Genomic DNA, 13,347 nt, shown 5'->3' on the forward strand with positions numbered 1-13,347 from the left:
CCTCATTCTCTCCTGGCGCGGTGGCTCTAGTTCTTCTTTTGCCACCGTTCTCATCTTTGGTTAGTCTAAACTACAGTGAAAAAGCGATAGCCTCCTGCGACAAAGCCTTAAAAATCCAACCAGGTTTTCACCTTGCCTGGTACAATCGTGGCGTTGCGCTGGATAATTTAGGAAGATTTGAAGAAGCGATAGCCTCCTGCGACAAAGCGTTAGAAATCAAACCAGATTTTCACCTTGCCTGGTACAATCGTGGCAATGCGCTGGGTAATTTAGGAAGATGGGAAGAAGCGCTCGCCTCCTTCTACAAAGCGTTAGAAATCCAACCGAGTTATCACGAAGCTTGGTTCAATCAGGGCACTGCACTGGGTAACTTAGGAAGATTTGAAGAAGCAATAGTCTCCTACGACAAAGCCTTAGAAATCAAACCAGGTTTTCACGAAGCCTGGTACGATCAGGGTACTACACTGCTTTATTTAGGAAGATTTGAAGCAGCAATAGCCTCCTTCGACAAAGCCTTAGAAATCAAACAAAATTCTCACGAAGCCTGGTCTAATCGGGGAGTTGCACTGTATAACTTAGGCTTGTTTGAAGAAGCGCTCGCCTCCTACGATAAAGCCTTAAAAATCAAACCAGATTTTCACGAAGCCTGGTTGAATCGGGGCAATGCACTGGGTAATTTAGGAAGATGGGAAGAAGCGCTCGACTCCTGCGACAAAGCTTTAGAAATCAAACCAGATTTTCACGAAGCCTCGTACACTCGGGGCAATGCACTGGGTAATTTAGGAAGATGGGAAGAAGCGATAACCTCCTACGACAAAGCCTTAGAATTAAAACCAGATTTTCCCGAATACTGGTACATTCGAGGCTATGCACTATGTAATTTAGAAAGATTGGAAGAAGCACTCGCCTCCTTCGACAAAGCCTTAGAAATCAAACCAGATTTACACGCAGCATTTTATAATAAAGCTTGCTGCTATGCGTTACAGAGTCAAATTGGCCAAGCGATTCAGAATTTGCAGCAAGCCATCAATATGAATCCTGACGAATACCGAAAACTGGCAAAAACTGACTCAGTTTTTGACAGCATTCGATCGGATACTCGGTTTCAAGCCTTGATTCAAGAATAGGGATTTGCCCTTGGGCGGGGCGGGTTTAGGAGATTGTCGATTTTAGGCAATTATTGTTGGTAAAACCCGCCATTACAGCATCACAAACACTCTCATTATTTCTTAGTCCGCGCAGGCGGACTTGGTTTGTGTAGACGCGGTTTAAACCGCCGACTTATCTGAATAAATAGTACAATAAAACCTAGATACTTCTCGGAGACAACGACTATGCAAGTCACAACCCAAGAAATCATTTATCCTTCCAGCGACGGTCAACCAATGGCAGAAAGCACAATTCAATACGAATTAATTGTCAAAATCAAAGAAGGTTGCGAATCGCTGTTTAAAGATGACCCCAACGTTTTTGTAGCCGCAGATTTACTGTGGTATCCCGTTGAGGGGAAACCTGAAATTTCTCAAGCACCAGATACGATGGTGATATTTGGAAGGCCAAAGGGCGATCGCCTTTCCTACATACAACATCGAGAGGATAATATTGGCCCTCAAGTCGTCTTTGAGATTCGATCCCATAACGACAGCAACACTAAAATGAATAAAAAACTTTCATTTTACCAGCGTTATGGAGTTGAGGAGTATTACCTTTACGATCCCCAAAAAAATGAGTTGGAAGGTTGGCAAAGAATTGAAGGAAACTTAGAAGTTAGTGAGCCGATGGAGGGATGGATTAGTCCGAGATTAGGTGTGCGATTTGAGTTGGGAGAAGATGGGTTAGAAATTTATCGACCTAATGGAGAAAAGTTTCTTTCTTATGCGGAATTAGAACAAGAGAGATTATTAGATCGTCAGCGCCTACAACAAGCAGATCAAAGGGCAGAACAAGCAGACCAAAGAGCAGAACGTTTAGCAGCTAAACTGCGCGAATTGAACATCGATCCAGATAGCATTTAACCCAGAATAAATGCTCAGAAGCCCGGTTTGTTTGAAAAATGTGGTTTGTGGCGATCGCGGTTATTTGTAGTTTTAACGTAATCCTGTCAGCCCGATCGCCCTTTCCTCTTTTCTACGCAGTCCTATAAAAAAATTAGTATTAATCTATACTTCCCAATCCCAGCTCTAGCATTAAAATGAAAAAAATTGAAAAAGTCCCCAAATTCCTGTAAAATTGCCATAAATAACCAAATAGTCGCGATCGAAAGCACTTAAAGGCGAAAAAGATCGCATATAAAAAAGAAAAGAATCAATTAGACAGAAAATAATGAGGTGAAACCCCTTGCAAAAATTAGCCAGCATAGAAAAGCCGATCGACTCAGGGGAAAAATCCATAGCAGTCAACACCCAAAAGGCTCAAACATTGTACGAACGCGGCAACGCCCTAGAAGCAATGGGACGATTCCAAGCTGCGATCGAATCTTGGGAAGAAGCGATCGAACTTGAACCAAAATTTTATGAAGCCTGGTACAACCAAGGCGTAGCCCTCAAAAAATTGGGCCAGCTAGAAGAAGCGATCGCAGCCTACAACCAATCCCTAAAAATCCAACCAAACAATCCCGAAGCTTGGTATAATCGGGCCAACGTTTTGCGGAAGCTCAACAGACTCTCAGAAGCGATCGCATCCTACGAAAAAGCGCTCGAACTCAATCCCAGCTACCCCGAAGCTTGGACGAACCGCGGCAACACCCTCGTCAGCTTAGAGAAATTATCAGAAGCGATCTCCTCCTACGAGAAAGCTATAGCCATCAAACCAGACTACTCCGAAGCTTGGTACAACAAAGCATTTGCCCTGAGAAAATCCGACCAAAATACAGCCGCGATCGCCTCCTACGACAAAGCGATAGAACTCAAACCAAACTTGCATCAAGCCTGGTACAACCGCGGCTTAGCCCTAGCCGATGAAAAACTCTACCCGGAAGCCGTCGCCTCCTACGACAAAACCCTGCAACTGCGGCCGAATTCCGCCGAAGCCTGGAACAAACGCGGCACGGCGATCGCCCAAATGGGAGAATTTGAAGAAGCGATCGAATCCTGGGACAAAGCCCTCGCACTCAAGCCCAACGACAGCGAAACCTTTTACAACCGCGGCTTAGCCTTGGCCAACTTACAACGCTTTGAAGAAGCAATAGCCTCTTGGGACAAAGCCTTAGAGTTGCAGCCAGACAACACCGAAGCCTGGTACAACCGCGCCGTCGCCCTCAAAAAAATCCAACGATTTACCGACGCGATCGCCTCCTACGATAAAATCATCGCGCTCAAACCCGACGATCCAAACCTTTACTATCAAAAAGCTTGCATTTACGCCCTGGAAAAAGAAGCAGGCGAGCTCACAAACAGCCAGGAACTTGTGGCTAACAGCATCGGGCTGGCGATCGAAAACTTATCCAAGGCGATCGAACTCAATCCGCAGAAATACCGGAAATTGTGCAAAAATGACTCTAAATTGCGTACAATACGGGAAGAAGTGCGGTTTTTAGCTTGATTTCAGGGTAGCAATGATTGATGGATACCGATGCCGCACTGCAACCTTTGTAGGCAAAACAGCACCATAAACCCCCATCATGCAAACCCTAGACAAAACTCAAGCAAAATTCGCTCAACTGGCAGCCCACCTGAGAGAAGTTAACGACATCGAATCAGTCTCGTCGCTACTGCATTGGGATCAAGCAACCTATATGCCTGCCAAAGGTGCAAGTGCCAGAGGCCGCCAGTTGGCTACTCTCAAACAAATATCCCACGAAAAATTTACAGATCCAAAAATAGGCGAACTCTTAGAAGACTTGCGTTTCTACGAACAAACCCTCCCCTACGACTCCACCGCAGCCAGCCTGATCCGCATAGCCCGCAGAGACTACGATCGCGCCTCCAGAGTCCCCGCAACCTTCATGTCCGCACTCTGCCGCCACCAAGCCGACAGCTACGAAGCTTGGGCCGCAGCCAGGGCAGCCAACAATTTCGCAGCCGTTGAGCCGTATCTCGAAAAAACCCTAGAATTAAGCAGGCAATACGCTGACTTTTTCCCGGGCTACGAACACATCGCCGATCCTTTGATCGATCGTAGCGACTACGGCATGAAAGTATCTCTGCTGCGCCCGCTTTTCGCCAAACTGCGTCAAGAATTAGTGCCGATAGTCGAAGCCATCACCTCGCAACCACCGGCCGACGACTCCTGCTTGCACCAAGACTTCCCCGAATTCCAACAACTAGAATTCACTCGCAAAGTTGTAGAACGCATGGGGTTTGACTTCCAACGGGGACGGCAAGACACCACCCTGCACCCGTTCATGACCAACTTCTCCATAGACGACGTGCGAATTACCACCCGCGTCTATGAAGACCACCTGGATCAAGCACTGTTCAGCAGCATCCACGAAGCCGGACACGCCCTCTACGAACTCGGAAATTCCCCGGAATTTGAAGGCACGCTTCTGGCAGGCGGGATTTCCTCCGGCGTGCACGAAAGTCAGTCGCGACTTTGGGAAAATTTGGTCGGGCGCAGTCGCGGTTTTTGGGAATGTTTTTACCCGCAACTTCAAGGGGTATTTTTGCGACAGTTGGGACACGTATCCACTGACGCATTTTACCGGGCAATTAACAAAGTCTCGCGATCGCTCATCCGCACCGACGCCGACGAAGTAACCTACAACCTCCACGTCGCCATCCGCTTTGACCTAGAATTGGCAATGGTAGAGGGAAAACTAGCTGTGCGAGACCTCCCCGAAGCCTGGAACGAACGTTATAGAACCGACCTCGGCGTTGTCCCCCCCACCGACAGCGAAGGCGCGATGCAAGATGTTCACTGGTATGTTGGTACGATCGGCGGAATGTTCCAAGGTTACACCCTCGGCAACTTGATGAGCGCTCAATTCTACGAAACAGCCGTAAAAAACAATCCTGAAATTCCCGTAGAAATAGAGCAAGGCAATTTTACCGTACTCCACGACTGGCTCAAACAAAACATCTACCAGCACGGCCGTAAATACACCGCTGTCGAATTGATCGATCGTGTTACAGGTTCACCTTTAACTATCGATCCCTTTATCCGTTACATTCGCCACAAATACGGGGAGTTTTATGTCATTTGAGGGATAGCAACTTCACTTTGCAGACTTTAAAATTACAAAAAAAGTAGCCGCTTAAAAAAAAGGGCGATACTGTTTGAGTATCGCCTAATTTTACAGCGGAAATCAAAAGTCTTAAATAAGGGAGTATGTATGTCTGAACTCTTTCAGGCTGTGATCGCCAGCGACGAAAAAACCGACTTGCGTCAGTTTGTCAGCGATTTACGCGCTTTGGGAAACAAATATTTACTGCGAAACGACATAGTTAACGCTTTTGCCGCCTACTGCACCAAATACGAAAAGCCCGAACAGTTTCATCAATCTTCTCTTTTAAGCAAACTAATTTACTACGTTCAGGAAATTATTCTCGAAGATGGCAGCTTTTGCGTCCTGCTGCGACCAAAAATTGCTAGTATGGAAATAGTGCGAGTTGCAGACGACTTGACAGTCGAGAAGATGACAGTGCAAGAATTGCTCGACGTGCGCGATCGCTTCGTCAACCACTTTCACCCCCAAGAAGGCGACATTCTCGAACTAGATTTCGGCCCTTTTTACGATTATTCCCCCACAATTCGCGACCCCAAAAACATCGGCAAAGGAGTGCAATTCCTCAACCGATACCTGTCCAGCAAACTGTTCCAAGACGCCAGACAGTGGCAGGAAACTCTATTTAATTTCTTGCGGATTCACCGCTACAACGGCGTACAATTACTAATTAACGATCGCATAAAATCCCAAGAACAACTTTCCGAACAAGTCAAAAAAGCCCTCACCTTTGTCAGCGATCTTTCTGAAGAAGAACCCTACGAGAGATTTCGACTGGTTCTGCAAATGATGGGTTTCGATGCCGGTTGGGGAAATACTGCCGCCCGCGTGCAAGAAACCCTAGAAATTCTTGACGAATTAATTGATTCCCCCGATCCGCAAACCCTAGAAGCATTTATTTCTCGCATCCCGATGATTTTCAAAATCGTCCTAGTTTCTCCTCACGGCTGGTTCGGCCAAGAAGGAGTTTTGGGGCGACCGGATACGGGAGGTCAGGTAGTTTATGTCCTCGATCAAGCCAAGAGTTTAGAGAAACAACTGCAAGAAGACATTCATCTTGCGGGTCTCGATAGTTTAGAAGTCAAACCTAAAGTAATTATTCTCACCCGATTAATTCCTAACAGCGACGGTACGCGCTGCAACCAACGTTTGGAAAAAGTTCACGGCACAGAAAATGCTTGGATTTTGCGGGTTCCATTCCGGGAGTTCAATCCCAAATTGACTCAAAATTGGATTTCTAGATTCGAGATTTGGCCTTATTTGGAAACTTACGCGATCGATTCAGAAAAAGAACTATTGGCTGAGTTTCAGGGCAAGCCCGACTTAATTGTTGGCAACTATTCCGATGGCAACTTGGTAGCATTTTTGCTGTCTCGAAAACTCAAAACTACTCAGTGCAATATTGCCCATGCCCTGGAAAAATCTAAATATTTGTTCAGCAATCTCTACTGGCAAGAATCAGAGGAAAAGTACCATTTTTCGCTGCAATTTACGGCCGATATAATTGCCATGAATGCAGCTAATTGTATTGTCAGCAGCACCTATCAAGAGATTGTGGGTCAACCCGATAGTGTCGGTCAGTACGAATCTTACCATTGTTTTACCATGCCGGATTTGTACCACGTTGTGAACGGGATTGAACTGTTCAGCCCTAAATTCAACGTAGTGCCGCCGGGAGTTAACGAAAGTGTGTACTTTCCCTACACGCGGATAGAAGATCGGGTGCAAGGCGATCGCGATCGGCTCAACGAACTGCTTTTTACTCTAGAAGACCCGGAACAGGTCTTTGGGAAACTCGACGACCCGCACAAGCGCCCTTTATTTTCGATGGCGCGGCTCGATCGCATTAAAAACATGACAGGCTTAGCAGAATTGTTTGGAAAAAGCCAGGAATTGCAAGAAAAATGCAACTTAATTCTAGTAGCTGGCAAGCTGCGGGTCGAAGAAACCGAAGACTACGAAGAAGCAGAAGAAATTAAAAACCTCTACGCAATTATCGACCAATACAACCTTCACGGTAAAATTCGCTGGCTGGGAGTGAGGCTTTCCAAAAGCCTGTCCGGCGAAATTTACCGGGTAATCGCCGACGCCCAAGGTATATTTGTTCAGCCAGCATTATTTGAAGCTTTCGGCTTGACAATTCTCGAAGCAATGATTACCGGTATTCCCACTTTCGGGACGCAGTTTGGCGGTCCGCTGGAAATTATTCAAGATGGCGTAAATGGGTTTTATATCAACCCGACCAACCACCAGGAGACTGCCCAAAAACTTCTAGATTTTTTATCGAAATGCGAACACAATCCCAATTATTGGTATGAAATTTCAACGCGAGGAATTGACCGAGTTTACAGCACCTATACCTGGAAAATTCATACTACCAAGCTGCTGACGCTGGCGCGGACTTACGGTTTCTGGAACTACTCGTCCAAGGAAAATCGCGAAGATATGCTTCGCTACATAGAATCGCTGTTTTATCTGATTTACAAGCCAAGAGCCAAGGCTTTATTGGCAGAACACGCGAACCGATAACTGCCGAGTTTTGCTTTTTATACCAAATCCGTTGGCATCGGAATTATTAATCTATCTCTTCCCTTTCTCTGTATCCTTTGCGTCAATAGGGGTTAAATAATTCCGATACAACCGAAATTGGTATTACGGAGAGATAGAAGCAAAAAACTTCGCCTTTCACAGATCGACTTTGTACAAAATCAGCCTGTAAAGATTTGTGAATGACGGCAGGTTTTGTACCATAAGACTGAGGCTAATATACGTGGTTTATACGAAAATATGGACTTTGGTCACGAAACATCTCGAAATCAACCGGGTTTACTAGGAAGAGTGGGAACTTGCCCCTACTTCAAACACGTAACTTCCAACTCGCAACTTCTGAGTGCTGGTGTGCCTATTGCCGAAATTCTAGAGACCGGACCAGATATAGCAACAGCGCCAGAAGGTTGAACTTTCTTAATGGTCCAAACCAATGCGGTCTATTACCCCTTCTCTCGGACTTCTTGTTACCCGATCGCGAAGTGAAATGCTCTTGTTCCTTCTTCCTTTGTTATATGTTTCAGAAAGCAGTCCGGGTAATACAATTAGATTTAGAAACATGAAAACAGCGAAACCTTGTCAAACCTCACTAACAGGATGAAATTTATGCGTGTGACTACTGTTACGATTTTCAGCTTGATTGCTCTGCTCGTTCCCGGCTTAACCCGAAAGGCCACTGCTGCTTTCGACTCCGAACCCTTGGTGCAGGAAGAGTACCGCAGAGATTTTACTGCTCCCGCCGATCCGGGTGCGTCAGCATCGCCCGAGGGAAAGTCCCAAGGAGATATGTTTAACAAGCCTTTTTACGCGGGCGAGCAGGCGCCAGTGAAAAAGGAAAAAACTATCTCGGCGGGAGCTGACGGGCCAGAAGTTGCAGCCATACAGCAGCGCTTGCAGGTACACAGTTTCAAGGTAGGGACGATCGACGGTACCTATGGCTCTCGCACTACATCGGCGGTTCGTGCCTTTCAGCAGTCTAAGGGTTTGAACGCAGATGGCATTGTGGATAAAGAAACTTGGACAGCTTTAGCAGCAGATCCGGCATCAGCTTCTGAAACTGTGCAGAGCAATGCTCCAATTCTGAGCAATGCTGCTGTTGCCGGCAATCCTCCAACTCTTCTAAATAAAGGCGCTGTCGGTTCCAAGGTGAAGACGCTACAGGTGCGTTTGGAAATGCAGGGTTACGATCCGGGCCCGATCGACGGTATTTTTGGCGCTCGCACTGCTACGGCTGTCAAGAACTTTCAGAAATTTAAGGGTTTGACGGTTGACGGCATGGTGGACGAAACAACCTGGAAGGCGCTGGGCCAAAAGTAAGCGACGAGTGAAAAATACGGAAAATTGCTGTGGCGATAACTCATGATTGAACCCGGTGTCCAAAAATGACCGGGTTTCTCGATGTTGGGCGATCGAGCAATTTGGTCATAACCCTGCGGATTTATCAGTGGGTCGCTTCCTTCAATCTAAAATCTAAAATCTAAAATCTAAAATCGATTGACCGATCGCTCTGTTGTGTGCTAGAGTAATTGAATGTCTAAATGCGGATATGGCGAAATTGGCAGACGCGCCAGATTTAGGTTCTGGTTCCGAAAGGAGTGAAGGTTCAAGTCCTTTTATCCGCACTACTCTCACAGCTTTGTACATCAATAGTTTCAGGTTTGTTACTGTACAGTAACAAATTATTTTTGACATACTTACCCCTCTCAATAGACGCTGATTCTTGACACTTGACTGACTGACGCTATCGAGCAGTATCAACTGCACGATCGAGTATTTCAACGTCAGCTACGACTAACCCATAACCATCCTCAGAGAACCGATATTCTCCTCGCTCTAGTGCATCTGCAAAGGTCTCCAGATCAACGCGAAAATTAGGTGCAATCAGCCCTCTAGTAGGCTCCTGCCACTCAACAATAATGACTTGTCCAACATTTCCGCCTGCTGCTGGGGCTAAATTTACGCATTCGCAAGCACCATTGCTTTCCATTGTGAATGGAATCCAATTCTGGTTCCACCAACCGTTCCAGATTCCTTCAAAAATATTTTCACGATCGCACCTAAAATTATCGTCTGAACAATCCTGCCATTTTTCAGATATTTCGATCGCGGTTTCGAGAGAGAGGAACTCCAAGTGGGGGAAGAGGAAATAAGATTCTTCATCCTGACCGTTATGCACGCGGTAAGACAGCTTGAAATCTTCGGGAAACTCTACACCAAAAAATGCTTGTGCCCGATAAATCTCCTCATCAGTAGCGCCTGGTTTAAGACTTTTCAGCACTTGAGGTGCATTGGCTGCCAGCCAATTATGAATTCTTTCCCAAATTATTTTCATGAGAAACCTCCGAAGCTAGAAACTCAGTCTATGCGAGAACTGAGAGGAAAGCGAGATAGCGGTTTTAACCGCCTAAAATTCAACCGGGGTGCTGACTTTCTTTGCCCTGCTACTTTTTATCGACTCTAACGAGCGCTGAGGTCATTATAGCAATCCTAACCACGCTCAACTGCTTCAATCTGAACCTTTTTTCCATCTTCTTTCCCCTCCTCTGCGTCCTCTACGGTTCGTTCAATCATTCCTGAATTTAGCTTAATTTTTAGCTACTATGACAACAACTTTCTAATCTATTACGTCAAGGAACATCTAATATTCTCAAATCACGGCTCAAAAAAAAACTTGTAGATTTGTGCCTCTCACGGACTGCTGCTACAGCGATGCCTTCTCAATTCATGGTGTCAATCTACTCGGTTCAGGCGATAAACAAAGCAATCATCGTCACCGAACTTTCGGTACTCGATAAATTGAAACCCAAGACGTTCATAGAAATGGTGGGCGCGAGTATTATTGGCAAGCGGATCGACGAGGACAGCTTTCACCGCCGGATCTGCGAAACATCTGGCAATTGCAAGCTGCATCATTTGTGTTCCATAGCCTTTGCCTAAATCGGTTTGTTCCCCAATCCAAATGTCAATGGCACGAAGATCCGCCGCAACATCACCCCAATAGTTGGTCTCCTCGCGTGCCGGATCGATGATTTGGATAAATCCGATGGCACGACCATCGATTTCAGCAATCAATTGCTCCCTCCAATCGGGCGCGCGCTCGAGTTCCACCTCCCAAGCCCAGTCATCGTTAGGATCTGACGCAATTACGTGAGGTTGCTCATCCCAGTGTCGTAACAGATCCAAATCAGCGGAAGTCGCGGAGCGTAGATTAATCATAACTTCTTTGAACGTCAAACTTGTCATAGCTGAGATCCGAGTTTTCCCAGGTAATATTGGCTCGATCGCCCTCGCTTACCCTAACTAAAATCCTACTCTGCTTCCATAACTATTCCTCTCCCTCTTCTTTTCCTTCCTCTGTGCCCTCTGCGCTCTCTGCGGTTTGTTCAATCTTTCCTGCCTTCAGCTCAATCTTTTTCTGCTGGCGTTCCGAGGCAGCTTTTTGCAGCATTTTCAATTTTTCTGGGTCAGCATTCGATCGCCAAAACAACTTATGATCCTTAATTTTAACGCAGTTTTCCTCCAAACACTTCACCCACTCCCGATGTTTCTTAACTGCGCCACGATCGAGAATCCCTAACTTTTCTTCTTGACGAGTGAGTTTCGCAAACTTGTCGTAATGGGGATAACTAGCAGTAACAAAAGCTTCTTTTCTAACTAAAATTGGGGGATTATACACATCAGAAAAGTCTTGATAGCTGACCGAAAGATCGCGCAAATCTATGTGCATAGAAGTGTGAAGGGCTGGATGGGGGTTAGTGTCAAAATCGGGATAAAATAAATAGGAAATCTGAGGTCGGCGAGCGTAAAATTTGATAATTGTCGCCCCGTCAAGCCTGCCAATTGTGCGGTTAGCGCAGCCTTCGTACAGACGCAGCAAAGGGTCAAGTTCTTCTAATGCAGAGACGTGAACTGAAAGGGAACCGGGCTGTTTGTAGCCGATCGCACTATCTTCGCAGCAGTCAGCCACAATATCAGGCTTGCTCAGACTGTACAGCATTAAATCTGCCAAAGTGCAAGCTTTTTGATAATTGTCAAACAAACCTTTAATGTCGTTGCGGATTTGAGCCGGGAGTCGGCGCATTGAAGGTCGATCGCCCAAACCGTTGAGAGCGAGATATACTAGCAAATCTTGGCGGCGCTTATCGGCGATTCTCTCCCAATCATCCGCATCCGTTGCTTGCAAAATCACCCTCCAAGCGCGATTAAAACTGTGAAATTCCCCTTTAATTACCGATTCTTCAGCTAATTCGCCTTTAACAGGAAGGCGGCCCCGATCGCTCACAAAATCCATCAAAGGAGCCAGCATTTCCGAATAATCCTCAAACCGCTTAACTTGCGATCGTACTCTGGGAGTCGATAAGTGCGATCTAAACCGAGAAGCGCGAAAACCTTCACCCTCCGCAGCATCACGAAACACAAAATAAATCCCCAAAGCCACAGGAATTGCATCAACACTCAAAACTTGGTCAATATAAACCTTCAACTCTTCTTGTTGGTAATACTTCTGAAAAGTATTCCGAGAAGTAATCACCCCATCCCCGTAAGCAATTTGACCTCGATCGCTATCATCAATCAAAACTTGAGCCGCTACAACTAATAAACTCTTAGTTAATTCCCAAGCATTCAGCAAAGCTTCTCGGCGTTCCGCCAAAGATTCAATGACATTAATCACATAACCAATATTCACAATATCAGCACAAATTCGCGGAGTATCCGGCTGATAGTATGGGTCCCAACCAGAAATAGCATAACCCTCTTGTGCAATATATTTAACATCCCCGCCGTAACCGCAACCGTAGTCAAAAAAAGTCGCCCCGTCCCTCACTAAATCAGCTTCTAAAACCAGACGCAGAGGTTTAGAAAGAGAGTTGCGTACCATCGCAGCTTTGTGCCGCTCGATTTTGGGAATTGATACTTCACTATTTTCCTGTTTCAAACGCTCGACAACAGCATGATCTTGGATTTCCACACCGCAATATCCCAAATATTTGAGCCAACCCTCGCGAGTGCCGATCACGCTAGTATTGTCAAGCAGCCCCCACTTTTCCTCGCAGCGAGTCAGCCTCGCAAACTTTTCGTAATGGGGATAATCCGCAGCTACAAAAGTTTCCTTACGGTGCAAAACCGGGGGATTTTCGCTGTTGCTGTAATCAAAACATTTAACTTCCCCAGTTGCTAGATTAATCTGAATACTGGTTTGTAAAGCAGGATGAGCATCTGTATCGAAATCAGGGTAAAAAAGATAAGATATTTTAGGTTTATGGAGTGAAATTTTAACTAAAGTTGCTTCATCAATATTTTCCAGAGTGCGTCTGGCACAATTTTCGTAGATTCCGAGGACAGGGTTGAGTGTCTGCAAAGCGGAAACGTGAACGTAAAAAGCCGTCGGTAATTTTTTTCCCACCTGGCTTTCGCGACAGCAGCGAGCCACCTTTGCTAGGAGATTGTCAACACATAAATTATTGATTTCATCGACCGGGTACAGCACAGCGTTTGCAGAATTTTGCTCAGAGATAGCCTTGTTTTCGTACAATAAAACTTCCCGACCAAAAATCATCAAAGGCGTTAGCAGTTTTTCATCGTTTTCTAATGAATCGCTATCTAAAATAGTGTTTGTACTGGTATCGTAATTCATA

General features: G+C 45.8%; 9 protein-coding genes and 1 tRNA gene. 7 read left to right on the top strand and 3 right to left on the bottom strand.

Annotation, left to right across the window (positions count from 1 at the left end; all coding sequences use genetic code 11):
* The 7 genes from QUA33_RS23780 to QUA33_RS23810 all read left to right on the top strand — a co-directional run.
* Positions 1-1,127: tetratricopeptide repeat protein (locus QUA33_RS23780; RefSeq protein ID WP_333151708.1), on the top strand; the 1,127-nt coding region annotated here is incomplete at its 5' end.
* Between the two features lie 207 nt (positions 1,128-1,334).
* A complete protein-coding gene (locus tag QUA33_RS23785) occupies positions 1,335-2,015 on the top strand; it encodes a Uma2 family endonuclease (protein WP_333151710.1) in 681 nt (226 codons plus the stop codon).
* Positions 2,016-2,337: 322 nt separating this feature from the next.
* The gene (locus tag QUA33_RS23790; protein WP_333151712.1) at positions 2,338-3,540 is read left to right on the top strand and encodes a tetratricopeptide repeat protein; all 1,203 of its coding nucleotides are present in this window, start codon (positions 2,338-2,340) and stop codon (positions 3,538-3,540) included.
* 79 nt (positions 3,541-3,619) lie between these two features.
* Positions 3,620-5,143 carry a carboxypeptidase M32 gene (locus tag QUA33_RS23795; RefSeq protein WP_333151714.1) on the top strand — a complete coding sequence of 508 codons (1,524 nt, stop codon included), beginning with the start codon at positions 3,620-3,622 and terminating at the stop codon, positions 5,141-5,143.
* 129 nt (positions 5,144-5,272) lie between these two features.
* Positions 5,273-7,693: a sucrose synthase gene (locus tag QUA33_RS23800; protein WP_333151716.1), complete on the top strand. Its 2,421-nt coding sequence runs from the start codon at positions 5,273-5,275 to the stop codon at positions 7,691-7,693.
* Between the two features lie 624 nt (positions 7,694-8,317).
* Positions 8,318-9,028, top strand: a complete 711-nt coding sequence (locus QUA33_RS23805) for a peptidoglycan-binding protein (protein WP_333151718.1) — start codon at positions 8,318-8,320, stop codon at positions 9,026-9,028.
* A 223-nt stretch (positions 9,029-9,251) separates the two neighbouring features.
* A tRNA-Leu gene (locus QUA33_RS23810) sits at positions 9,252-9,333 on the top strand.
* A gap of 119 nt (positions 9,334-9,452) precedes the next feature.
* Here the strand turns inward: QUA33_RS23810 and QUA33_RS23815 are convergent.
* The 3 genes from QUA33_RS23815 to QUA33_RS23825 form a co-directional block, all read right to left on the bottom strand.
* A complete protein-coding gene (locus QUA33_RS23815) occupies positions 9,453-10,043 on the bottom strand; it encodes an SMI1/KNR4 family protein (protein WP_333151720.1) in 591 nt (196 codons plus the stop codon).
* 398 nt (positions 10,044-10,441) lie between these two features.
* On the bottom strand, positions 10,442-10,954 hold the full coding sequence (locus QUA33_RS23820) for a GNAT family N-acetyltransferase (RefSeq protein WP_333151722.1): 513 nt from the start codon (positions 10,952-10,954) through the stop codon (positions 10,442-10,444).
* A gap of 82 nt (positions 10,955-11,036) precedes the next feature.
* On the bottom strand, positions 11,037-13,346 hold the full coding sequence (locus tag QUA33_RS23825) for a DNA phosphorothioation-associated putative methyltransferase (protein WP_333151724.1): 2,310 nt from the start codon (positions 13,344-13,346) through the stop codon (positions 11,037-11,039).
* Position 13,347 lies beyond the last annotated feature (1 nt).

This window comes from Microcoleus sp. Pol14D4 (assembly GCF_036701245.1).
Taxonomy (GTDB): Bacteria; Cyanobacteriota; Cyanobacteriia; order Cyanobacteriales; family Microcoleaceae; genus Microcoleus.

What these genes read in the sequence shown, in the direction of transcription:
- QUA33_RS23825 (WP_333151724.1), bottom strand. Translation starts at nt 13,346, where the DNA reads ATGAATTACGATACCAGTACAAACACTATTTTAGATAGCGATTCATTA.
- QUA33_RS23815 (WP_333151720.1), bottom strand. Translation starts at nt 10,043, where the DNA reads ATGAAAATAATTTGGGAAAGAATTCATAATTGGCTGGCAGCCAATGCA.
- QUA33_RS23785 (WP_333151710.1), top strand. Translation starts at nt 1,335, where the DNA reads ATGCAAGTCACAACCCAAGAAATCATTTATCCTTCCAGCGACGGTCAA.
- QUA33_RS23805 (WP_333151718.1), top strand. Translation starts at nt 8,318, where the DNA reads ATGCGTGTGACTACTGTTACGATTTTCAGCTTGATTGCTCTGCTCGTT.
- QUA33_RS23820 (WP_333151722.1), bottom strand. Translation starts at nt 10,954, where the DNA reads ATGACAAGTTTGACGTTCAAAGAAGTTATGATTAATCTACGCTCCGCG.
- QUA33_RS23795 (WP_333151714.1), top strand. Translation starts at nt 3,620, where the DNA reads ATGCAAACCCTAGACAAAACTCAAGCAAAATTCGCTCAACTGGCAGCC.
- QUA33_RS23800 (WP_333151716.1), top strand. Translation starts at nt 5,273, where the DNA reads ATGTCTGAACTCTTTCAGGCTGTGATCGCCAGCGACGAAAAAACCGAC.